The organism is Pseudomonas sp. GW823-FHT02C05, assembly GCF_058797595.1.
Genome location: NZ_JBXAJU010000003.1, coordinates 809,604 through 831,975, shown reverse-complemented (window position 1 = coordinate 831,975; position 22,372 = coordinate 809,604). Strand labels below are relative to the sequence as shown.

General features: G+C 61.7%; 19 protein-coding genes. 12 read left to right on the top strand and 7 right to left on the bottom strand.

All coding sequences use genetic code 11. From position 1 onward, the window contains the following. Positions 1-44 precede the first annotated feature (44 nt). Positions 45-647, bottom strand: a complete 603-nt coding sequence (locus AC1RGE_RS20260; protein ID WP_011062631.1) for a glutathione S-transferase family protein — start codon at positions 645-647, stop codon at positions 45-47. Positions 648-657: 10 nt separating this feature from the next. After that, positions 658-1,824 (bottom strand): aminotransferase-like domain-containing protein, encoded by a 1,167-nt coding sequence (locus tag AC1RGE_RS20255; RefSeq protein ID WP_011062632.1) that lies wholly within the window; start codon positions 1,822-1,824, stop codon positions 658-660. A gap of 82 nt (positions 1,825-1,906) precedes the next feature. On the opposite strand from AC1RGE_RS20255, the gene AC1RGE_RS20250 reads away from it, so the two are divergent. Further along, positions 1,907-2,350, top strand: coding sequence for a MarR family transcriptional regulator (locus AC1RGE_RS20250; protein ID WP_011062633.1), 444 nt, complete (start codon positions 1,907-1,909; stop codon positions 2,348-2,350). Between the two features lie 287 nt (positions 2,351-2,637). After that, the gene (locus AC1RGE_RS20245) at positions 2,638-3,987 is read left to right on the top strand and encodes an NCS2 family permease (RefSeq protein ID WP_015636600.1); all 1,350 of its coding nucleotides are present in this window, start codon (positions 2,638-2,640) and stop codon (positions 3,985-3,987) included. A 237-nt stretch (positions 3,988-4,224) separates the two neighbouring features. Here AC1RGE_RS20245 and uraH read toward each other — a convergent pair whose 3' ends face one another. Next, positions 4,225-4,578: a hydroxyisourate hydrolase gene (gene uraH, locus AC1RGE_RS20240; RefSeq protein WP_011062635.1), complete on the bottom strand. Its 354-nt coding sequence runs from the start codon at positions 4,576-4,578 to the stop codon at positions 4,225-4,227. A 423-nt stretch (positions 4,579-5,001) separates the two neighbouring features. Here uraH and puuE point away from each other — a divergent pair, with 423 nt between their 5' ends. From puuE to AC1RGE_RS20205, 7 genes are all read left to right on the top strand, one after another. Beyond that, positions 5,002-5,928, top strand: a complete 927-nt coding sequence (puuE, locus tag AC1RGE_RS20235; protein ID WP_011062636.1) for an allantoinase PuuE — start codon at positions 5,002-5,004, stop codon at positions 5,926-5,928. Next, positions 5,925-6,440: a 2-oxo-4-hydroxy-4-carboxy-5-ureidoimidazoline decarboxylase gene (gene uraD / locus AC1RGE_RS20230; protein ID WP_011062637.1), complete on the top strand. Its 516-nt coding sequence runs from the start codon at positions 5,925-5,927 to the stop codon at positions 6,438-6,440. The genes puuE and uraD overlap by 4 nt, the downstream gene beginning before the upstream one ends. Positions 6,441-6,535: 95 nt before the next feature. Beyond that, positions 6,536-7,531: an allantoicase gene (gene alc / locus AC1RGE_RS20225; RefSeq protein ID WP_103289480.1), complete on the top strand. Its 996-nt coding sequence runs from the start codon at positions 6,536-6,538 to the stop codon at positions 7,529-7,531. Positions 7,532-7,614: 83 nt separating this feature from the next. After that, positions 7,615-8,118: an ureidoglycolate lyase gene (locus AC1RGE_RS20220; protein WP_011062639.1), complete on the top strand. Its 504-nt coding sequence runs from the start codon at positions 7,615-7,617 to the stop codon at positions 8,116-8,118. A gap of 51 nt (positions 8,119-8,169) precedes the next feature. Further along, positions 8,170-9,492 (top strand): urate hydroxylase PuuD, encoded by a 1,323-nt coding sequence (locus AC1RGE_RS20215; protein ID WP_492584892.1) that lies wholly within the window; start codon positions 8,170-8,172, stop codon positions 9,490-9,492. 168 nt (positions 9,493-9,660) lie between these two features. Further along, positions 9,661-11,019 (top strand): nucleobase:cation symporter-2 family protein, encoded by a 1,359-nt coding sequence (locus AC1RGE_RS20210; protein WP_019093448.1) that lies wholly within the window; start codon positions 9,661-9,663, stop codon positions 11,017-11,019. Between the two features lie 638 nt (positions 11,020-11,657). Continuing rightward, positions 11,658-12,443 carry an outer membrane protein OmpK gene (locus AC1RGE_RS20205; RefSeq protein WP_011062642.1) on the top strand — a complete coding sequence of 262 codons (786 nt, stop codon included), beginning with the start codon at positions 11,658-11,660 and terminating at the stop codon, positions 12,441-12,443. A 56-nt stretch (positions 12,444-12,499) separates the two neighbouring features. On the opposite strand, the gene AC1RGE_RS20200 is transcribed toward AC1RGE_RS20205, so the two are convergent. Beyond that, the gene (locus tag AC1RGE_RS20200) at positions 12,500-13,285 is read right to left on the bottom strand and encodes a FadR/GntR family transcriptional regulator (protein ID WP_019093447.1); all 786 of its coding nucleotides are present in this window, start codon (positions 13,283-13,285) and stop codon (positions 12,500-12,502) included. A gap of 160 nt (positions 13,286-13,445) precedes the next feature. Here AC1RGE_RS20200 and AC1RGE_RS20195 point away from each other — a divergent pair, with 160 nt between their 5' ends. Continuing rightward, positions 13,446-14,756, top strand: a complete 1,311-nt coding sequence (locus AC1RGE_RS20195; protein ID WP_011062644.1) for an MFS transporter — start codon at positions 13,446-13,448, stop codon at positions 14,754-14,756. Positions 14,757-14,771: 15 nt separating this feature from the next. Next, a complete protein-coding gene (gene denD / locus AC1RGE_RS20190; RefSeq protein ID WP_011062645.1) occupies positions 14,772-15,746 on the top strand; it encodes a D-erythronate dehydrogenase in 975 nt (324 codons plus the stop codon). A 76-nt stretch (positions 15,747-15,822) separates the two neighbouring features. Here denD and AC1RGE_RS20185 read toward each other — a convergent pair whose 3' ends face one another. The 3 genes from AC1RGE_RS20185 to AC1RGE_RS20175 form a co-directional block, all read right to left on the bottom strand. Further along, positions 15,823-19,014 carry an autotransporter family protein gene (locus AC1RGE_RS20185; RefSeq protein ID WP_011062646.1) on the bottom strand — a complete coding sequence of 1,064 codons (3,192 nt, stop codon included), beginning with the start codon at positions 19,012-19,014 and terminating at the stop codon, positions 15,823-15,825. 254 nt (positions 19,015-19,268) lie between these two features. Then, positions 19,269-20,435, bottom strand: coding sequence for a patatin-like phospholipase family protein (locus AC1RGE_RS20180; RefSeq protein WP_011062647.1), 1,167 nt, complete (start codon positions 20,433-20,435; stop codon positions 19,269-19,271). A gap of 50 nt (positions 20,436-20,485) precedes the next feature. After that, positions 20,486-21,418, bottom strand: a complete 933-nt coding sequence (locus AC1RGE_RS20175) for a lipid A biosynthesis lauroyl acyltransferase (RefSeq protein WP_072450669.1) — start codon at positions 21,416-21,418, stop codon at positions 20,486-20,488. Positions 21,419-21,540: 122 nt separating this feature from the next. On the opposite strand from AC1RGE_RS20175, the gene minC reads away from it, so the two are divergent. Next, positions 21,541-22,275, top strand: a complete 735-nt coding sequence (minC, locus tag AC1RGE_RS20170; protein ID WP_011062649.1) for a septum site-determining protein MinC — start codon at positions 21,541-21,543, stop codon at positions 22,273-22,275. Positions 22,276-22,372: the final 97 nt, after the last annotated feature.

Sequence of the window (22,372 nt, the reverse complement as noted above, 5' to 3'; positions counted from 1 at the left end):
CTGAACCGGCACAAGGCCGGTCCAGTGGGGATAAAAGCACCCGCTCAGTCGAGCATCGGCACGTGTCGAGGATGGCTTTGCACTCGCTGCATCCAGGCCTGGATGCCCGGGTAGCGGCTCAGGTCGAAACCGCCCTCATCGGCCACGTGGGTGTAGGCATAGAGCGCAATATCGGCGATCGAATAGTGCTCGCCCACCAGGTACGGTGTGCGGCTCAATTGTTTCTCCATCACGTCCAGCGCCTTGTAGCCACGCTTGTGCAACTTCAGGTATTCCTCGCGGCGCTCCTCGGGCAGCCCCTCGTAAAGCTGGATGAAACGCGCCACCGCGATGTAGGGCTCATGGCTGTACTGCTCGAAGAACTGCCATTGCAGAACCTGGGTGCGCAAGCGCGGTTCGCTGGGCAGGAACTGACTGCCGTCGGCGAGGAAGTTGAGAATCGCGTTGGACTCCCACAGGCAGGTGCCGTCTTCCAGTTCCAGAACCGGAATCTTGCCGTTGGGGTTCTTTGCCAGGAAGGCCTCGGTCTGGGTATCGCCCCCGAGAATATCCACTGCCTGCCATTCATAAGGCAGCCCCAGCAGATTGAGCATCAACTTGATCTTGTAGCAGTTGCCCGAACGGTAATCGCCATAAACCTTGTACATGGCCCTCCCCTTAGGCTGCCTGTGCAGCCTGTGCTTGACGTATCACGGTGGCCAGCCGCTTGAGGCCTTCGTCCAGCCGCGCCGGATCGATATGGCTGAAATTCAACCGCAGATGCCCAGGGTTGCGTTCCGGATCGGCAAAGAACGGCTCACCGGGCATGAATGTGACGTCGTGCTCCAACGCCGACTTGAGCAAAGTGCGGGTATCCAGGGGCTGTTTCAAGCTCAGCCAGAAAAACAATCCGCCCTGGGGCACCTGCCAATCCGCCAGATCGGCGAAATGGGTGAGCAAGGCGCCCTGGAATTCATCCCGGCGCTGGCGATAGAAACTGCGCAACTGATCCAGGTGCGCCTGATACTGCTCGCTGCCGATCCACTGCATGGCCTGCCACTGGCCAACCCGATTGGTGTGCAGGTCCGCCGACTGCTTCAGCCGCAGCAGGTGCGGAAACAGGTCCGGGCTGGCAATCAGGTAACCCACCCGCAGGCCCGGCAACAGGGTTTTAGACACGGTGCCGGTGTAGATCCAACTGGCTTTTTCCAGGCGGCCGACAATAGGCGTGGCACTGCCACCATCGAACGTCAGCTCACGGTAGGGCTCGTCCTCGATCAGGGTCACGCCGAACTCGTCCAGCAAAGCCGCCACGGCATCACGCTTGGCTTCGCTGTAGCGCACCGCCGAGGGGTTCTGGAACGTCGGGATCAGGTAGATGAACGCCGGCCGGTGCTGCTCCAGGCGCGCACGCATCTGCACCAGGTCCGGGCCATCGGCCTGCAGCGGTACGGTCAGGCAGTCGGCGCCGAACAGCTGGAAAATCTGCAAGGCGGCCAGGTAGGTCGGCGCTTCCAGCATGATCTGGGTGCCCTTGTCGATGTACAGCTTGGCTGCCAGATCGAGGGTCTGCTGGGAACCACTGACCACCAGCACCTGGCTCGCCTCGCAAGGCACCCCGAGCTGGCGCGCCTGGGCCGCGAGGGCTTCACGCAATTGCGGCTCGCCTTCGCTCATGCCGTATTGGCCCATGGCCAACGGCATGTCCTGCCATTGCACCTTGGGCAGCATCACTTCGGCCGGCAGGCCCCCGGCGAACGACATCACTTCCGGGCGCTGGGCCGCGGCAAGGATTTCACGGATCAGAGAGCTTTTGAGACGCGATACACGTTCGGAGAAGGCCATGGAGATCACCGCTAGCGAAGGCTGAGGAAAATACGTCAAACTGCTTGACCGAAATTACGCCGACCTTTGCAGATACGTCAATATGCTTGACCTTAAAAACCAGGCTTCGCAACAAGCGGCCATGGAAGCTTTCTTCTTCGGCTATCAGGCGTTTACCGCCAAGGCCGACGAAATGCTCGAACGCCGGGGCCTGAGCCGGGTGCACCAGCGCATCGTGTTTTTCATCGCCCGCTATCCCGGGCTCAGCGTCAAGGAACTGCTCAATCTGCTGGGGGTGAGCAAGCAGGCATTGAACACACCGTTGCGCCAATTGATGGAAATGCATCTGGTGGACAGCGTCGCCCCGGACAGCGACAAGCGTAAGCGCCTGTTGCAGTTGACCGCCGATGGCACAGGCTTCGAGCAATCCCTGCGCCGCGAGCAGGTCAAACTCCTGCAACGGGCCTTCAGCGAAGCTGGCGAGAGTGCGGTCAATGGCTGGCTGGCGGTGAACCAGGCGCTGGCCGGCAAACCCGTCGAAGACTGAGCCCCTGCGGGCGCCATTCATTGGTGCGCCGGCCCCGGCCTTGCCCCAACCCCTTGCACACCCCGGCGCAACGTCGGGGCCGCGATATAGCCATGTTCGCGGATTTTTCGCACACAACCCCAAAAACATTATTTGCTTTCTTTGTATACAAACGCATAATTCGCCCGACGAGTTCTTGACCCACAGGTCAACAAAACCCGCACGCCTTACCTGCCTCAAAGAGCCGCTGCCCACCCTTGCGTGTCCGGCTCTGGAAAAAACAATAAAACTCTTGAGGAGTACTCGCTGTGGAAAGCCGCAAATCCGAAGCCTCTACGCTCGATCTCTCGCCGTCGCTGAACAGCGGCTGGCTGGAGCGCATCTTCAAACTCAGGTTGCATGGCACCACGGTGAAGACCGAGTTGATTGCCGGTCTGACAACCTTCATCACCATGGCCTACATCATCTTCGTCAACCCCAACATCATGGCCGACGCCGGCATCGATCACGGCGCAGCCTTCGTCGCCACCTGCATCGCCGCCGCCCTGGGCTGCCTGTTGATGGGCCTGTACGCCAACTGGCCGGTGGGCCTCGCACCGGGCATGGGGCTCAACGCCTTCTTCACCTACACCGTGGTCGGCACCATGGGCTACCACTGGGAAACTGCCCTTGGCGCGGTGTTCATCTCCGGTGTGCTGTTCATGATCCTGACCCTGTCGCGGGTACGTGAATGGCTGCTCAACAGCATTCCGGTGAGCCTGCGATTCGCCATGGGTGCCGGGGTCGGGCTGTTTCTCGGCCTGATCGGCCTGAAGACGGCCAACATCATCGTCGACAGCCCGGCCACCCTGATCAAGCTCGGCAACCTGCGAGACCCCGGCCCACTGCTGGCGGCCGTCTGCTTCTTGATGATCGCAGTGCTCAGCTATCACCGGGTCTTCGGCGCGATTCTCATCAGTATCATCGCCGTGACCCTGGCCGGCTGGGGCCTGGACCTGGTGCATTACAACGGGATCATGTCCACTCCGCCGAGCCTGGCGCCGACCTGGATGGCCATGGACATCGCCGGGGTGTTCAACGTCAGCATGATCAGCGTGGTCCTGGCGTTCCTCTTCGTGCACATGTTCGACACCGCCGGCACCCTGATGGGCGTGGCCCAGCGCGCCGGCCTGGTGAACGCCGATGGCAAGATCGAGAACCTTTCCCGCGCACTCAAGGCGGACAGTGCCTCCAGCGTGTTCGGTGCCGTGGTCGGTGTACCACCAGTCACCAGCTATGTGGAAAGTGCCGCCGGGGTCGCCGCTGGTGGCCGCACCGGGCTGACCGCGGTCACCGTGGGCGTGCTGTTCATTGCCGCAATGTTCTTCGCTCCCCTGGCAGGCATGATCCCCGCCTATGCCACCGCCGGCGCGCTGATCTATGTGGCGATGCTGATGATGGGCGGCATGGCCCATATCAACTGGGACGAGGCCACCGACAGCATTCCGGCCATCGTCACCGCGATCATGATGCCCCTGACCTTTTCCGTCGCCGATGGCATTGCCCTGGGCTTCATCACCTATGTGGTGCTGAAGGCCGGCACCGGCAAGTACAAGGAAATCTCCATCAGCCTGTATGTGCTGTGCGCGATTTTCATCGCCAAGTTCATTTTCCTCTAGGACGCCCTGCTCCACACAGGCCCCATCCCGCTGGATGGGGCTTTTTCATTGCCGATGATCGGCTGTGGCCAGCAGGTCCGGGGCGGTCACAGGGCCCTTTCGGCGGCGAGCCTGCTCCTGCGGGATCTAGTGGAGCCGACGACCAGTGAAGGCTTTATGCCAGACGAAAAAAAGCCCGCAGTGTGGGCGGGCAAGGACCAAAGAAGCTATTTGCGCAGGATTCTTGGGGGGAAAGTCCTAGCTTCCTCTGTAGGTCGAATAGCTGTAAGGCGAGATCAGTAGCGGTACGTGATAGTGGTCCTGCTCGGCGCTGATGCCGAACCGCAGTACCACCACATCCAGGAACGCCGGCTGCGGCAGTTGCACACCACGGGCACGGTAGTAGTCACCGGCATGGAAGTGCAGCTGGTACACCCCGGAACGGTAGTCATCACCCTGCAGCAGCGGCGCATCGCAACGGCCATCGCTGTTGGTCAGGGTGCTGGCGACCAATTCCAGCTGGGCCCCTTCCACTCGATACAGCTCGACCTTGATAGCGCTGCCAGGGCAGCCATGTGCGGCATCCAAAACGTGTGTAGTCAAACGTCCCATTGATTCTGCGTGCCTGGCGCCTTCAAGCGTTCAGGCCTCGCGCCTCCCGGAGTCAGTAATTGAAGGAGACCGCAGCGTTTCGACCGGTGAAAAGCTGCGGCGAGAGCAAGATTAAGACATTTTTCAAAAAAATTGTACACAATAATAATCGCAAATATTCCCGGCCCCGCGACCCTTCGAATGCATCAGCGGATTTGCCTGAACGCCATAGCGACAGACGACTTGTCATCCATTAGCTGACCATCCAGGCAAGTTTCTTGCAGGTGACAGCCATAGCGATAAAAGCGGAAAAATGCAAAAAATCAGGCTTACAAAGTGAAGACAAACTTGTATACAATCATTCCATCGCAGTGACGCCCACCTGGCTTTCCGGCTTCAGGTTCCGCCACGCCACCGTTATCACGAATAAGAAGGAAGACTGCAGTGAGCGCTGACTACCCTCGCGACCTGATCGGTTACGGCTCCAACCCTCCTCACCCTCACTGGCCGGGCAATGCCCGCGTCGCCCTGTCCTTCGTGCTCAATTACGAAGAGGGTGGCGAGCGCAACATCCTTCATGGCGACAAGGAATCGGAAGCCTTCCTCTCGGAAATGGTCTCGGCGCAACCGCTGCAGGGCGAGCGCAACATGAGCATGGAATCGCTATACGAGTATGGCAGCCGTGCCGGCGTCTGGCGGATTCTCAAGCTGTTCAAGGAATTCGACATTCCACTGACCATCTTCGCCGTGGCCATGGCCGCCCAGCGTCACCCGGACGTGATCCGCGCCATGGTCGAAGCCGGCCACGAGATCTGCAGCCACGGCTACCGCTGGATCGACTACCAGTACATGGACGAGGCCCAGGAACGCGAGCACATGCTCGAAGCGATCCGCATCCTCACCGAAATCACCGGCGAACGCCCACTGGGCTGGTACACCGGCCGCACCGGCCCGAACACCCGGCGCCTGGTGATGGAGGAAGGCGGCTTCCTCTATGACTGCGACACCTACGACGACGACCTGCCCTACTGGGAACCCAACAACCCCACCGGCAAGCCGCACCTGGTGATCCCCTACACCCTGGACACCAACGACATGCGCTTTACCCAGGTGCAGGGCTTCAACAAGGGCGACGACTTCTTCCAGTACCTGAAGGACGCCTTCGACGTGCTCTACGCCGAAGGTGCCGAAGCGCCGAAGATGCTTTCCATCGGCCTGCACTGCCGCCTGATCGGCCGCCCGGCGCGCCTGGCCTCACTCAAGCGCTTCCTCGAATACGTCAAGGGTCACGAGCAGGTGTGGTTCAGCCGCCGGGTGGACATCGCCCGTCACTGGCAACAGACCCACCCTTACCAGGGAGCGGCGAAATGACTGCCTTCCAGAGCCTCAAGCCCTCGACCCTGAGCCGCGAAGATTTCGTCAAGGCCTTCGCCGACATCTACGAACACTCGCCGTGGGTTGCCGAAAAGGCCTACGAACTGGGGCTCGACGCCTCCGTCGACCAGATCGAGACCCTGCACCAGCGCATGAGCGACATCCTGTTGAGCGCCGATCACGCCAGCCAGCTGGCACTGATCAACGCTCACCCGGACCTGGCCGGCAAAGCCGCCGTCCAGGGCCAGTTGACCGAAGCCAGTACCAATGAGCAGGCCGGCGCAGGTATTCACCAATGCACCGCCGAAGAGTTCCAGCGCTTCACCGAGCTCAACGACGCCTACAAGGCCAAGTTCAAGTTTCCCTTCATCATGGCGGTGAAGGGCAGCAATCGGCACCAGATCCTCGCCGCATTCGAAACCCGCATCCACAACTCGGTGGACACCGAGTTCAAATGCGCACTGGCTGAAATCAACAAGATCGCCCTGTTCCGCTTGCTGACCCTGTAGCGATTGCCCGCCTGGCCCGAGAAAGCATCTGCATCGATGCATTTCCCAGGGCCTCGCGAGCACCCCGGCCACTGAATTCAAGGCAGACAAGAAGAATGAAAACCAACGCCGTAGCTTTCGAGAAGTTCGTCAACCTGGCCGATGCCCGGCTGGGGACCAAGATCATCTCGGTCACCGATGACTGGTTCGCCGACGCCAACCGCCTGTTCCAACCGACTCCGGCGGTGTGGAAGGAAGGCATATTCGATGACAACGGCAAGTGGATGGATGGCTGGGAATCACGCCGCAAGCGCTTCGAAGGCTACGACAGTGCGGTCATCCGCCTCGGCGTGGCCGGCTCGATCAAGGGCGTGGACATCGACACTTCATTCTTCACCGGCAACTTCCCGCCCTCGGCCTCCCTGGAAGCCTGCTTCCTGGCCGCAGGCGAACCGGATGAAAACACCCAGTGGACCGAAGTGCTGCCGGCGGTGGAGTTGCAGGGCAACAGCCACCACTACCACGAGATCCACAACCACCAGCCGTTCAGCCACCTGCGCTTCAACATCTACCCCGATGGCGGCGTAGCACGGCTGCGGGTCTACGGCATTCCCTACCGCGACTGGTCGGCCATCGGCGACGACGAACAGGTCGACCTGGCTGCCGCCCTCAACGGCGGCCGCGCCCTGGCCTGCTCCGACGAGCACTTCGGGCGCATGGGCAACCTCCTCAACCCCGGCCGCGGCATCAACATGGGTGACGGTTGGGAAACCGCCCGGCGCCGTACTCCCGGCAACGACTGGGTGATCATCGCCCTGGGCCATGCCGGTGAAATCGAAAAGATCATCGTCGACACCCTGCACTTCAAGGGCAACTACCCCGACAGCTGTTCGATCCAGGGCGCCTTCGTCAAGGGTGGCACCGACAGCCAGATCGAAACCCAGAGCCTGTTCTGGCGTGAACTGCTACCCAGCCAGAAATTGGAAATGCACGCCGAACACAGCTTCGTCGAACAGATCAGGGCACTGGGGGCTATTACCCACGTGCGCCTGAATGTATTCCCGGACGGTGGCGTCAGCCGCCTGCGGCTGCTGGGAAAGGTCAAAAAATAAAGGGTCGCGCAGCGCGCGGGCGACCGGTTTGCCCGCAGTAGCCACGGACCAGACAACAACGAACTCGAGATAAGAAGAACAGCATGCGCACATTAGTGATTGAGCCCCTGAGCAAAGAAGCCTTCGCCCCTTTCGGTGACGTAATCGAGACCGACGGCAGCGATCACTTCATGATCAACAACGGTTCGACCATGCGCTTCCACCGCCTGGCAACGGTCGAGACCGCTCAGCCGGAAGACCAGGCCATCATCAGCATCTTCCGCGCCGACGCGCTGGACATGCCGCTGACCATCCGCATGCTGGAACGCCATCCGCTGGGCAGCCAGGCTTTCATCCCGCTGCTCGGCAATCCCTTTCTGATCGTGGTCGCGCCACTTGGCGATGAACCTGTATCGGGCTTGGTCCGTGCCTTTGTCAGTAATGGCAGGCAGGGCATTAATTACCATCGCGGCGTCTGGCACCACCCGGTGCTGACGATCGAAAAGCGGGATGACTTCCTGGTGGTTGATCGCAGTGGCACTGGCAATAACTGCGATGAGCATTTCTTCAAAGAGGATGAGCGTTTGATCCTCGCCCCCCACCAATAAGAGAAGGTCTGATCACCCGACAACAAGGGTGGCAGGCAAGAGGTAAAGACTGTGGAAGCACATCTGTTGGAATGGCTCAACCTGAGCGTGCGTTGGGTACATATGATCACTGGTGTGGCCTGGATCGGCGCATCGTTCTATTTCGTCTGGCTGGAGAACAACCTCAACCGCGTCAACCCCAAGGACGGCCTGTCCGGCGACCTCTGGGCGATTCACGGCGGTGGTATCTATCACCTGGAAAAATACAAGCTGGCACCGCCCTCGATGCCGGAGAACCTGCACTGGTTCAAATGGGAAGCCTACTTCACCTGGATGTCCGGGATTGCCCTGCTATGCCTGGTGTTCTACTTCAACCCGATGCTCTACCTGGTTGCCCCCGGCAGCGGCCTGACCGGCCCTGAAGGCGTGGCCATCGGTATCGGTGCGTTGATCGCCGGCTGGTTCGTCTATGACTTCCTCTGCGATTCGCCACTGGGCAAGAAACCCGCCCTGCTCGGCTTCATCCTGTTCCTCCTGCTGATCGGCGCTGCCTATGGCTTCAGCAAGGTGTTCAGTGGCCGTGGCGCGTACCTGCATGTGGGCGCCATCATCGGCACCATCATGGTGGGCAACGTGTTCCGCATCATCATGCCGGCCCAGCGCGCGCTGGTGGCAGCGATCGCGGAAAACCGCACCCCCGATCCGACCCTGCCGGCCAAGGGCCTGCTGCGCTCGCGTCACAACAACTACTTCACCCTGCCCGTGCTGTTCATCATGATCAGCAACCACTTCCCGAGCACCTACGGCAGCCAGTACAACTGGTTGATCCTGGCCGGGATCGCGGTCCTGGCGGTATTGGTGCGTCATTATTTCAACACCCGTCATGACAGCCACAAGTTCGCCTGGACCCTGCCCGTCGCGGCACTGGGCATGATCTGCCTGGCCTACGTGACCGGCCCGACCCCAGCGCCAAGCGCTCCGGAAGTGGCCAAGGCCCAGACCCAGTACCAGCCATTGCCGGAAACCGCCCTGGGCGGCAAGCCGGCAACCTCGGCTGCGACAGAGGCACCGGCCGCTCCAGCCGCTGCGGCAACGGCTCCGGCCAGTGCCCCGGCGCAGGCGGCCAATGCCGGCCCGTCCTTCGACAAGGTGCATAGCGTGATCCAGGAGCGTTGCGCGGTCTGCCATTCGGCCAAGCCCACCAGCCCTCTGTTCAGCGCAGCACCGGCAGGGGTGATGTTCGACACTCCTGAGCAGATCCGCCTGCAAGCCGCGCGGATCCAGGCCCAGGCCGTCGCCAGCCAGATCATGCCGCTGGGCAACATCACCCAGATGACCCAGCAGGAACGCGAGCTGGTCGGTGCCTGGATTAACCAGGGAGCCCAGACCAACTGATCAGCCTGGTACCCGGCTGATTCGCGAGCAAGCTCGCTCCTACAGAACCGCAATTGTCTGTAGGAGCGGGCTTTCTTGCCATCAGTCAGAAGATTCGCCTGTTTCAAACACGTTGCGCGTAAAGACGCAGCGGTTAAATCACAAGAATAAAAAGATCCGAGGTGTTGCATGTCCGATTCATCCGAACAGTGCGTCCCCGATGCGCCCGCCATTCAGCGCTTGCCCTTCCTGCAACTGATCCTGGTCGGTCTGCAGCACGTCCTGCTGATGTATGGCGGTGCAATCGCGGTACCGCTGATCATCGGACAGGCCGCTGGCCTGAGTCGTGAAGAAATCGCCTTCCTGATCAATGCCGACCTGCTGGTTGCCGGCATCGCCACCATCGTCCAGTCAATGGGCATCGGCCCCATGGGCATTCGCATGCCGGTGATGATGGGGGCCAGCTTCGCCGCGGTGGGCAGCATGGTGGCCATGGCCGGCATGCCCGGCATCGGCATGCAGGGAATTTTCGGCGCAACCATCGCCGCCGGTTTCTTCGGCATGCTGATCGCGCCGTTCATGTCCAAGGTGGTGCGCTTCTTCCCGCCGCTGGTCACTGGCACGGTCATCACCTCGATCGGTCTCTCGCTGTTTCCCGTGGCGGTGAACTGGGCAGGCGGAGGCAGCAGCGCAGCCCAGTTCGGCTCGCCCATCTACCTGACCATCGCCGCCCTGGTGCTGGGTACCATCCTGCTGATCCACCGCTTCATGCGCGGCTTCTGGGTGAACATCTCGGTACTGATCGGCATGGGCCTGGGCTACATCCTCTGCGGCCTGATCGGTATGGTCGACCTCAGCGGCATGGCCCAGGCGCCCTGGCTGCAGGTGGTCACACCGCTGCACTTCGGCATGCCGCAGTTCCACCTGGCCCCGATCCTCTCCATGTGCCTGGTGGTGGTGATCATCTTCGTCGAGTCCACCGGGATGTTCCTGGCCCTGGGCAAGATCACCGGCCAGGAGGTCACCCCACGCATGCTGCGTCGCGGCTTGCTGTGTGATGCCGGGGCATCGTTCTTCGCTGGCTTCCTCAACACCTTCACCCACTCCTCCTTTGCCCAGAACATCGGCCTGGTGCAGATGACCGGCGTGCGCTGCCGTTCCGTGACCATGGTCGCCGGCGGCCTGCTGATCGTCCTCAGCCTGCTGCCCAAGGCGGCGTTCCTGGTGGCGTCGATTCCACCGGCGGTGCTGGGGGGCGCGGCCATCGCCATGTTCGGCATGGTGGCTGCGACCGGGATCAAGATCCTCCAGGAAGCCGACATCGCCGACCGGCGCAATCAGTTGCTGGTGGCCGTGAGCATCGGCATGGGCCTGATTCCCGTGGTGCGCCCCGAGTTCTTCGCCCACCTGCCCCTGTGGATGAGCCCCATCACCCACAGTGGCATCGCCATGGCGACCTTGAGTGCGCTGGTGCTGAACCTGCTGTTCAACATTCTCGGGGGCAGCGAGCGCGCGGCCAGCAATGCGCAACACGCCCATCAGCACTGAGTCACCAGCAGGGTGCCGGTTCGGCGCCCTGACCTTGCTTCACCGTTCATGCTTGACCGCAGCGCTCGCCCACTCAGGATCGAGCGCTGCCCATTAGACGCTGCGCCTTGAAAATAAGAACAAACAGGGAGCAACACCTATGCAGCCTGCCCAGGCTTTCCTGGCGGTGGCCGCTGGACGGCCATTAGCGCCATGCAATCCCCCTGACGGCCGCCAGTCATTGGCACTCTATTGCCCTTCAATGCGGATGCTTGCCTGAGATGGCCCGCATACCCGCCCCAAAGTGGTTGCAAGTGCGCCGTTGCGGAGCACTTGAGCCCTGCCGTGAGAGCCAGTATTCTCCGCGGCCGCGCAAGTCTGGTCTAAAAAAAAGCCCGGATGAAAAACCTGACCCAAGAGCCAACTTATCCCGGCCTGGACAGGTAACAAGGCGCAAGAAAACATCGCGAAAAACACTCTCGCCCGGCGGTATCGCTACAGCCGGACGGGAGTTTTTTGCTTTTTTTCGGCCTTGGCTCAGCTCTTGCTAACAGCAACAAAGCTGACCGATCGGATGGTTTTTTGCAGCAACGAAAAAAGGCGCCAAACCAGAGCGCCAAGCCAAAAAAACGTGGAACTACCTACTTGGGAGCAACCGAATGAAACCGATGTGCAAGAGCCTGATGTTGGCCGCCAGCTTGCTGGCCGGGGGGCAGGCCGTGGCTGGCGACCTGTTGCAATGGCAGAACAACAGCCTGACTTACTTGTATGGCAAGAACTTCGAAGTTAACCCGCAGATTCAACAGACGGTCACTTTCGAACATGCCGATGCCTGGAAGTACGGGGATAACTTTTTCTTCCTCGACCGCATCTTCTATAACGGCAAGGAAGACGGCAACGTCGGCCCGGACACTTACTACGGCGAGTTCACGCCACGCCTGTCGTTCGGCAAGATCTTCGACCAGAAACTTGAATTCGGCCCGATCAAGGACGTGCTCCTGGCGTTCACCTACGAGTTTGGCGAAGGTGACAACGAGTCCTACCTGATCGGCCCGGGCTTCGACCTGGCAGTCCCTGGCTTCGACTATTTCCAGCTGAACTTCTACCAGCGCCACACCGAGGGCAGCCGCCCGGGCGACAACGTCTGGCAGATCACGCCAGTGTGGTCCTACACCATTCCCGTGGGCCGTTCGGACATCCTGATCGACGGCTACATGGACTGGGTGGTGGACAACGACCAGAACGCCAAGGGTACCTACCACGCCAACCTGCACTTCAACCCGCAGATCAAGTACGACCTGGGCAAGGCGCTGAATTGGGGCGCCAAGCAGCTGTACGTCGGCTTCGAGTACGACTACTGGAAGAACAAGTACGGTATCGAGGACTCGCGCAACTTCGAAACCAACCAGGACACCGCCAGCCTGCTGGTCAAGTACCACTTCTGATGCTTGGCTGATGCCGCCTGCGCCCCTCCATGGAGGGGCGCAGGCGGTATTTGCCATCAGGCAATGCGTGAACCGGAATCCCGCCAGAATGCCGGATCGGCACTCTTGAGCCGCTCCACCGCGTTGTGGATGTGGCTCAGCGCCGCTTGCCTCGCCCCTTCGACATCCCGCGCCGCAATCGCCCGATAGACCGCCAGATGCTCGGCACGCACCGTGCGCGCCAGATCCTTGCGCCGTTCCTCATTGGAGCGGGTGATACGAATCGCTTCCTTGATGAATTGCGCAATGAATTCATGCAGGGAGGGGTACAGCGGGTTACCGGTGGCCTGGGAAATCGACAGATGGAACGCCAGGTCCTGCTCCACCCCATCCTGGCCCGCCTGCTCGGCGCTATCGATAGCCAGCAGCGCCTGATGAATCGCCTCTAACTGCGAAGGGGTATGGCGCTGGGCCGCCAGGGCCGCCGCCTCGCCTTCGATACCACGACGCAGTTCGGTGACCCTGAGCACCGCCTCGATCGAGCCACGTACGTCCAGGTCGATAGTGAACGCCTTGATATGGGCGCCCTCGCACACCACGGTGCCGCTGCCTTGGCGCACCTCCACCAGGCCCGCCGACTTCAAGCGCGATATGGCCTCGCGGATGACGGTGCGGCTGACGCCGAAACGCTCGCACAGAACCGGTTCGGTGGGCAGGCGCGCTCCCGGCAGGACTTCGCCATTGGCGATGTGTGCCTTGAGCGCCGCAGTCACCTGGTCCGCCAGCGTGCCCTTGGCCGAATCCTTGAGCGTCGCCAGGGAATCGGCGGCGGGGAAAGCGTTATCAGGCTTGGACATGGGCATCTCGGTAGTCAAATTGGCTAACGGTACTGCATTTCAGGCACGCCGTCCTGCCCGAAGCCCGCCATTGAATTCGTATGATGTATTATGTTATCTAAGCCATGTCAGCAAGTCCGATAAAAACAAAATCACCCAAATACAAGAAACAAGGATGGGTAAAGACATGCCTGAATCACTGTCGCAAACCGCCTCGGCCCCGGTCACCGCCTCCTTCGAGGACCTGGCCTACCGTAAAGTCGCCTGGCGCATCCTGCCGCTACTGTTGCTGTGCTACCTGGTGGCCTATCTGGACCGGGTCAACGTCGGCTTCGCCAAGCTGCAGATGTCCGAAGACCTGCAGTTTTCCGAAGCGGTCTATGGCCTGGGCGCCGGGATCTTCTTCATTGCCTACTTTCTGGTGGAGATCCCCAGCAACCTGATCCTGCATCGAGTCGGCGCGCGGCTGTGGATCGCGCGCATCATGATCAGCTGGGGCCTCATTTCCTCGTGCATGGCCTTCGTCAGCACCCCCACTTCCTTCTATGTCATGCGCTTTCTGCTGGGCATCGCCGAGGCCGGGTTCTACCCGGGGGTGATCCTCTACCTGTCGTACTGGTTCCCCTCCAACCGCCGCGGCAAGATGTACGCATTGTTCGCTACCGCCGTGCCGCTTTCGGGGCTGATCGGCGCACCGCTATCCGGCTGGATCATGAGCGCCCTCAATGGCCATCACGGATTCGCCGGCTGGCAGTGGATGTTCTTTCTCGAAGGCTTGCCCTCGATTCTGGTGGGCGGCCTGGTGATCTACTGCCTCAGCGACCGGATCGCCGACGCCGGCTGGCTGACCCGGGAACAGAAGACCCTGCTGCAGAGCAGGATCGAGGCCGAAACCGACGGCCACCAGGTACACAGCGTGCGCCAAGTGTTCGGGCAGCCGCGAATCTGGCTGCTGACCGCCATCTACTTCTGCATGATCGCCGGCTTCTACACCGTCGGTTTCTGGCTGCCCTCCTTGATTCGCCAGGCAGGCGTCAGCGACGTCTTCCAGGTCGGCATGCTCACCGCGATTCCCTATGCCGCAGCGGCGCTGACCATGGTGCTGATATCCCGCAGTGCCGACCGCCTGCGCGAACGTCGCTGGCACCTGGCGCTGACCGCGGTTCTGGGTGGGGTGGGGCTGATGATTTCCGCCACCTGGAGCGACAACTTCACAGTGTCGATGATCGGCCTGACCCTGGGGGCCATGGGCGCCTTCAGCACCCTGCCACTGTTCTGGAGCCTGCCCACTGCCTTTCTCGGCGGCACCGCAGCGGCAGCCGGGATTGCCCTGATCAACTCCTGGGGCAACCTCGCCGGGTTCGTTTCACCCTACCTGATGGGCTTTCTCAAGGACCTGACCCAGAGCACCACCATCGGCATGTACGTGATGGCCAGTGCGCTGTTCGTCGGAGCCCTGCTGGTCTTCAAGATCCCCGGAAAACTGGTCAATCGCTGATAGTTGGAGTCACTCATGAATATTCTTGTCACCGGCGCCGCCGGGTTTCTCGGACGCCGCCTGATCCAGGCCCTGCTCGAGCGCGGCTCACTCACCGACCGTCACGGCCAGTTGCACCCCATTCAGCGGATTACCGCGTTCGACCGCGACCCCGTGCAAGGCCTCGACGACCCTCGGGTCCAGGTCAAGGGTGGGGATATCACCGATCCCCAGGTCCTGGCGAACCTGATCGACGCCAACACCCAGGGCATCTTTCACCTGGCCGCAGTGGTCTCCAGCCAGGCAGAAAGCGATTTCGATCTGGGCATGCGCGTCAACTTCAGCGCCACCCAGGGACTGCTGGAACGCGCGCGACAGTTGGGTACTTGCCCGAAGTGGGTGATGACCAGCTCGGTGGCCGTCTTCGGTGGGCAACTGCCGGACACCGTCGGCGATGATCAAGTCTGGTCACCCCAGAGTTCCTATGGCACCCAGAAAGCCATGAACGACCTGCTGCTGGCCGACTATAGCCGTCGCGGCTTCGTCGATGGCCGCAGCCTGCGCATGCCCACCATCGTCGTGCGCCCCGGCAAGCCCAATCTGGCGGCATCAAGCTTTGCCAGCGGCATCATCCGTGAGCCCCTCAACGGTCAGGCCAGTGTCTGCCCGGTGCCCTTGAACACCCGGCTATGGTTGATGTCACCGGCACAGGCCATTGCCAACCTGGTTCACGGTCATGAGTTGGCCGCCGAGCGCTTGAACCAGGGCCGAGTGATCAACATGCCCGGTTTGTCACAGACAGTGGAGCAGATGATCGATGCGCTGCGCGAGGTGGCCGGTGACGCAGTGGCCCGGCAGGTTCAATTGCGGCCGGATGCAGCCATCGAGCGCATCGTCGGCTCTTGGCCGGGAGCGTTCAGCACACCTTATGCAAACCAACTGGGCTTCACCGCAGACCCGGACTTTGCCAGCGTGATCCGACAGTTCATCAGGGATTATCTGCATCGTTGAACAACGGACCGCCCCCAGGATGGCCTCCTTGAGCTGGAGGCCGTCCTCGCTGGGTTTGCCACAAGACCTGCAAGCACTACCAGCTGTAGCTCAGGTTCAACTGCCCGCCGTAACCGTGCTCGCTGGCGCTTCCCGAATGGCCGAATAGATGACTGGATAGCTCCACATCCCGAGCGACCCGCACCTGGGCTCCTACCTTCAATTCCAGAGCATCCCGCGATGGCCTGGCATCGAAGCTGTTACTCCCCATCCGTACCGACGGCACCGCCTCGCTATGCAGCCAGTTGGTTTCGACAAAGGGTCGCAGCACCGATTCATCGGCCGCCTGACCAGGCTGCTGGTAGAGCCGCACGCCAATACTGGAACGCCAGGCATCGGCAGTGCCATTGCGCAACCGCGTATCCCGCAAGTCTGCGGCGCTGGCGGTATAACGGCTATAGATCAGCTGCCCGCGAGGCTCCACCACCCAGGCCCGGAAGGGAGAATCAGCGGCAAATGGCGCCAATGCATACCCGGACTCCAGGGAGGCCGACCATAGGTTCGAATCATAATCGGCGGACCCCAGTTCACTGCTCAGCCGGTTGGTATAGCGACCATACTGCAACCAGGTGTCGACATAGGCGCCCAGCCGGTTCACGTCATCCGCATAGAAAGTGCCATACACGCCCGCCGAATAACCCGAGACCTTGCCATGGGCCTTCGCGCGAACAGCAGTATTGGTGTCGCGGCGCATCAATGTGGAGGTCGAGTCGATGCGCGCGTCGCCATAGCCCGCCATGAGCCCGGCATAGAGCGCACCTTGCGCGCCCACAGGCCGGCGCAGCACCGCCCCGCCCATCTGCACCACATCGCTGCTGGAATCGATATCGACCTTGCCTTCGGCCATGCGCATGCCCTTGTCATGCCGCCCCTGGGCCCGCATCCAGAGTCCCGAATCCTGGCGGTCGGCCCCCAGGCTGCGCTTGCTTGCACGGTCCTGCAGGCCATGGTCGAACATTGTCCTGGTGGCCTGCTGGGTGCCGATATATGCCCCGCCTTCCGGTGCCACCTGGCTGGCTTCTGAGGTCAGGTACCAGTCATTCGTGTTGCCCGAGATGCCACCTTGCACCAGGCTGTACTCATAGCCATTGATCGAAAGGCTGCCGACGCTCCAACGATAACCGCTGGAGCCCGTGTCCAGGTAGAAGGCGTCGGCTGCGATGGTTCCGCCATTGATCGCCTGCACCAGGGGGATCCCTTCCTGCGTCAGCCCCCCCTTACCGCCAGCGTTGAGCACTCGCACTGCGGTTCGGCCACTGGCCGTTCCACCATCGATGACCAGCCGGTCGCTGGGGGACGTGTCGTCGCCCAGGTGGGTGTTGAATACCATCGTGCCATTACCGATGTAGTCGTTAACGGTCAGGGTCTGGAAACCGGCTGCGCCGAACACCAGCGTACCGTTGTTGGTCAAGGTGCCCAGTGTCGAGTCACCGCGTATGTTCCAGCGGCTGCTGTCATCGAGCAGCAGGCTGTTGATCCGCCCTCCGCTCTCGGCCCGCAGAGCCCCCGTCAATTCCGAGCCGGCGCTGAGGCTCAGGTCCACACTGCCGTTCTGGGCAAAGACATCGCCCACCAGCGTCGAGCCGCTGGCCTCGACACTGACCTGGCCGGTATCGACGGGAACATTGTTCAACATTGCCTGGCGGGTCTGCAGAAAGATGCCCCGGGCCTCCTGCCCATCGGCACGCGCAACAATGCTCGAGTTCATCAGAGTGAACTGATGATCGCCGCCACTGGCCAGCAAGCCTGCGCCATCCTGGGTACTGATCTGACTGCCGGTCAGCGAAAGGCTATTGCTCGCCGTCCCGCTGTTGACATAACTCCAGACGCCAGACGCCAGGTCCCCGTGAGTGGCCAGCCGGGAGTTCTCCAAAGTTGCCACCGCACCATTGCCCAGTGCCAGGGCGGACGCACCGTTGCCGTTGGTGATGACCTCGGTGCTACTGACGGCCAGACGCGCATCGTCCGCCCGCACGAACAGACCATGGGCCGCTTGCCCATGGGTGACGACCTCAGACTGTGCCAGGCGCAGGTCGGCTCCCGTAGTTTGTGCCAGGGCGCCGAAGGATCCGGCGCCAAAGGTTTCAATCCTGATATTGCTCGCCTCAATGCTGGCATCGCTGTCGAACTGGTTGTACAGGTACAAACCCAGCGAATTCGCACCATGAGTGGTGATGCTGCCGTTGCTCAGCGTCGCCTGGCCGGCCCGGTTATCCAGCCCGTGGGCAAACTGGGCGCCGTAGGTGTCGATGCTGAAGCGATCGGCCACCAGCTTCGTCTCGGGCATGAACATCCATATTCCGCCTGCTTGAGCTCCAGAGGAGCTGATGCGGACGTTATTCAACGTGGCGCTGGCGGCGTCGCCATTGAGGTTGAGCCCATAGCCATTGCTGGAGCTCAGCGTTGCATCGCGAATATCGGCTGACGAGCCAACGCCGTCGAAGTCGTACCCCAGAAATACTGCGTCCTCGTGGGCGGTGAGGCTGCCGCCAAGCATCGAGAATTTGCCACCATAAAGTCGGGCGCCGGAGTAGCTGGCAGAAGTGCCATGGCTGTCGATGAAGGCCAGGCTTGACCCGGCCCCCCTGACATACAGAACCGAAGCGTCCTCGCCCGCCGTATTGATGGTGACCGCCTCCAGCGTCATTGAGGCGCGCTGGGACACCTCGGCGCCATATCCGCTGGCATTACTGGTAGAGATGCTCAGGTTACGAGCGTCCAGAGCCGTTCCCGCACCCGAGGCGACCACGCCATAGCCATAGATGCCGAGGGTGGTAATGCTGCCACCGTCAAGCGTGATACGGCCACCACCGTACGCGTAGGCACCAAATGACTGCCGGGAAGTGAGCGAGGTGCCGGTGGCGACGATTTCACTGCCAGGACCACGGGCCTCGAGCGCGTAAGTGCGGTGGCTCAGTACCTGGCTATCCACCAGAGTCACGTGTCCACCATCGCTGGCGCTGACCCCGACCGTGAAGTTGCCGCCCGGGGAACCGGCCTGGATATCAACCCCTTCGGCATTCAGGTTATTGCCCTTGGCCGAAATGTTGATCGCCGCCCCCGGGCCGTCATAGATCACGGAGTCGCCCGGATGCAGGTTCATCGAATCACCGCCAGCCGGATTGGAGAGATCAATCTGGCCGTACTCAGCAGCTCGCGCCTGGATCGACACAGCCACGAGGGACATCGTAAAAAGGCCCGACAGCGTCGAGCGGACCAATCGTTGCATGAGACTACCTACCACATTTGCGTCGCAGGCTCCTCAAGACAATGTCCACAATTGACAGCAAATGGCCGTAGAAAGCAGGAGGAACCGCGATGATGATCGACATTGATCTCCACCATCATCCAAGCGATCCCGAACCTTTGTAATCAGATTGATCTTAAAAGACTGCACCGGCACTCGGTAGCGCCGGCAATAGAGAGCAGGAAGGGCTACGCGCATTGTTCCGCACGCAGGCGCATGCATGCTCCCAAGCGGATTCAGGCCCGTGGCGCGCGCGCCAGCCCAAGGAAGCGCGCCAGCTCCTCGCGCTTGGCCAGGGCGTCACTGCGTCCCAGCTCGATCAGCTCGTTGCAGTAGGCCGCTTCAAACAGCAGATAGCTCAAGACCCCTGCGCCGCTGGTGCGGGTCGCCCCGGGCCCACGCAGGAATACACGCAACGCTGCCGGCAGCTCATGCCGATGACGAGCGGCAATCTCATCGATGGGCTGGCTGGGGGCAATCACCAGCACTTCCACTGGAGCAATGCCCAGGGCGCGGTCGGCAGCACTGCCGGGCAGCAACCGGCTGAAGTGATTGAGCCGCTCCAGCAATTCGATATCGCTTTCCAGGCTGTCAATGAAGGTGCTGTTGAGCATGTGCCCGCCAATCTGCGCCAGGGTCGGCTCCTGACCGGTATAGGTCCGCTGCCCGGCACTCTCCGGATCGTTGCCCCGCGGGTTGCCGCTGACGCCCACCACCAGCACACGGCTGGCCCCCAGGTGCAGGGCCGGGCTGATGGGCGCCGACTGGCGCACCGCCCCATCGCCGAAATACTCCTGGTCGAGCTTCACCGGCGCGAACAGCAAGGGGATCGCCGAACTGGCCAGCAAGTGATCCACCGTCAGATGGGTGGGAATGCCGATCCGTCGATGCCGCAGCCAGGGATCGATCACCCCGCCCCCTTGATAGAAGGTCACCGCCTGGCCGGATTCGTAGCCGAACGCGGTTACCGCCACAGCGTGCAATTGGCCCTGGGCAATCGCGTCGTTGATGCCCGACAGGTGCATGTGTTCGTTGAGCAGCTCGCGCAGCGGCGAGTTGTTGATCAGCGCCACCGGCACCTGGGCACCCAGCCCCAGCAGGCTGTGGCCGACAAAGCGGCTGGCCTGGCGAATGACCCCGGGCCAGTCGCTGCGCATTACCTGATCACTGCGAAAATTGCGCCAGAACGCCGTGAGGCGCTGGATCGCCGCAGAAAAGTCCGCGGCGCCACTGGCCAGGCTGACGGCATTGATGGCCCCCGCTGAAGTGCCGACGATCACCGGGAACGGGTTGCGCGCCCCCGGGCCCAGCAACTCGGCAATCGCCGCCAGCACGCCGACTTGATAAGCGGCCCGGGCGCCACCGCCGGAAAGAATCAAACCTGTTACCGGTCCAGCACTCATTGCTTCACTCCATCCATGGCGTACCAGGGCCGCTCATCAAGGCCAGAGGATCAGCCGCGCTTCTTATAGAGCTTGGGCTCGCCTGGCGGCCGGCTCTTGAAGCGACGGTGAGCCCAGAGGTACTGCTCGGGGCAGGCGCGCAAAGCGGTTTCCACCCACTGATTGATCCGCAGGCAATCCTCTTCTTCGGTGGCGCCGGGAAAATCCGTCAGGGGAGCATGGATCACCAGACGGTACCCACTGCCATCGGCCAGGCGTTCCTGGGTGAAAGGCACCACCAGCGCCTTGCCCAGGCGGGCAAACTTGCTAGTAGCGGTGACCGTCGCGGCCTGGATACCGAACAGCGGCACGAAAACGCTCTGCTTGGCGCCATAGTCCTGGTCCGGCGCATACCAGATCGCCCGCCCGGACCGCAGCAGCTTGAGCATGCCGCGCACGTCGTCGCGCTCCACCGCCAGGGAATCGAGGTTGTGGCGCTCGCGCCCGCGGCGCTGGATGAAGTCGAACAGTGGGTTCTTGTGTTCGCGGTACATGCCATCGATGGTGTGTTGCTGGCCCAGCAGCGCCGCGCCGATCTCCAGGGTGGTGAAGTGCAGGGCCATGAGAATCACCCCATGACCGTCGCGCTGGGCCTGCTTGAGGTAGTCCAGCCCTTCGACATGGGCCAGCCGAGCCAGCCGCGGCTTGGACCACCACCAGCTCATGGCCATCTCGAAGAAGGCGATCCCGGTGGAGGCGAAGTTCTCCTTGAGCAGGCGTTTGCGTTCCTCGGCGGACTTTTCCGGGAAACACAGTTCCAGGTTGCGCTTGGCAATTCGCCGGCGCTCACCGGCCACCCGGTACATCAGCGCCCCGAGGGCTCGACCGATGTGCAGCAGTGCGGCATAGGGCAACTGGACAATCAGCCATAACACACCAAGCCCCAGCCACAGCGGCCAGAAACGTGGAGACAAGAATGCAGCTCGAAAACGCGGGCGATCCATTACAGATTCCGGGACAGACAACAAGGTCGCGCATTCTACATCGGTTCGACCTGGCTTGCGGGGCGCGGGCGATCTCGTTATAAGTCTCGGCACTTTTAGTGACAAGCCGCCTTCTGCAGACCATGAGCCAAACCGAATCGCTAGACCAAGATCCTGTGTTCCAGTTAAAGGGCAGCATGCTCGCCATCACCGTGCTGGAACTGGCCCGCAACGACCTAGAAGGCCTCGATCGCCAACTGGCCGCGAAAGTCGCCCAGGCGCCGAACTTCTTCAGCAACGCCCCGCTGGTACTGGCCCTGGACAAGCTGCCTGCTGGCGAAGGCTCGGTGGATCTGCCCGGGCTGATGCGCGTCTGCCGCCAGCACGGCCTGCGGACCCTGGCGATCCGCGCCAGCCGCATCGAAGACATTGCCGCGGCGATTGCCGTCGACCTGCCGGTGCTGCCGCCTTCCGGCGCCCGGGAGCGGCCGTTGGAACCACCGGAAAGTGAAATCAAGAAGCCGGAAAAACCGCCGGAACCCACCATCAAACCGACTCGCATCATCACCTCGCCCGTACGCGGCGGGCAGCAGATCTATGCCCAGGGTGGCGATCTGGTAGTGGTGTCCTCGGTCAGCCCCGGTGCGGAACTTCTCGCCGATGGCAATATCCATGTATACGGCCCCATGCGCGGTCGCGCCCTGGCCGGAGTCAAGGGTGACACCAAGGCGCGGATTTTCTGTCAGCAATTGAGCGCTGAACTGATCTCCATCGCAGGCCAGTACAAGGTTTCCGAGGACCTGCGACGCGACCCTCTGTGGGGCTCCGGAGTCCAGGTCAGCCTGTCAGGTGACGTGTTGAACATCACACGTCTTTAACGGATACTGCCGCATTTTCCAAGCATCTCTAAAACGTAGCGAAAACGGCTCAAACGAAGTAGGAAATTGGCAATCAGCAGTGTTTATCGACGATAAA

Excerpts from the sequence above, each read along its gene's own strand:
- AC1RGE_RS20250 (WP_011062633.1), top strand. The coding sequence starts at position 1,907 with ATGCTTGACCTTAAAAACCAGGCTTCGCAACAAGCGGCCATGGAAGCT.
- alc (WP_103289480.1), top strand. The coding sequence starts at position 6,536 with ATGAAAACCAACGCCGTAGCTTTCGAGAAGTTCGTCAACCTGGCCGAT.
- AC1RGE_RS20180 (WP_011062647.1), bottom strand. The coding sequence starts at position 20,435 with ATGAGTGCTGGACCGGTAACAGGTTTGATTCTTTCCGGCGGTGGCGCC.
- uraH (WP_011062635.1), bottom strand. The coding sequence starts at position 4,578 with ATGGGACGTTTGACTACACACGTTTTGGATGCCGCACATGGCTGCCCT.
- AC1RGE_RS20255 (WP_011062632.1), bottom strand. The coding sequence starts at position 1,824 with ATGGCCTTCTCCGAACGTGTATCGCGTCTCAAAAGCTCTCTGATCCGT.
- AC1RGE_RS20210 (WP_019093448.1), top strand. The coding sequence starts at position 9,661 with ATGTCCGATTCATCCGAACAGTGCGTCCCCGATGCGCCCGCCATTCAG.
- AC1RGE_RS20205 (WP_011062642.1), top strand. The coding sequence starts at position 11,658 with ATGAAACCGATGTGCAAGAGCCTGATGTTGGCCGCCAGCTTGCTGGCC.
- minC (WP_011062649.1), top strand. The coding sequence starts at position 21,541 with ATGAGCCAAACCGAATCGCTAGACCAAGATCCTGTGTTCCAGTTAAAG.
- AC1RGE_RS20220 (WP_011062639.1), top strand. The coding sequence starts at position 7,615 with ATGCGCACATTAGTGATTGAGCCCCTGAGCAAAGAAGCCTTCGCCCCT.
- AC1RGE_RS20260 (WP_011062631.1), bottom strand. The coding sequence starts at position 647 with ATGTACAAGGTTTATGGCGATTACCGTTCGGGCAACTGCTACAAGATC.
- AC1RGE_RS20195 (WP_011062644.1), top strand. The coding sequence starts at position 13,446 with ATGCCTGAATCACTGTCGCAAACCGCCTCGGCCCCGGTCACCGCCTCC.
- AC1RGE_RS20200 (WP_019093447.1), bottom strand. The coding sequence starts at position 13,285 with ATGCCCATGTCCAAGCCTGATAACGCTTTCCCCGCCGCCGATTCCCTG.
- AC1RGE_RS20185 (WP_011062646.1), bottom strand. The coding sequence starts at position 19,014 with ATGCAACGATTGGTCCGCTCGACGCTGTCGGGCCTTTTTACGATGTCC.
- AC1RGE_RS20175 (WP_072450669.1), bottom strand. The coding sequence starts at position 21,418 with ATGGATCGCCCGCGTTTTCGAGCTGCATTCTTGTCTCCACGTTTCTGG.
- uraD (WP_011062637.1), top strand. The coding sequence starts at position 5,925 with ATGACTGCCTTCCAGAGCCTCAAGCCCTCGACCCTGAGCCGCGAAGAT.
- denD (WP_011062645.1), top strand. The coding sequence starts at position 14,772 with ATGAATATTCTTGTCACCGGCGCCGCCGGGTTTCTCGGACGCCGCCTG.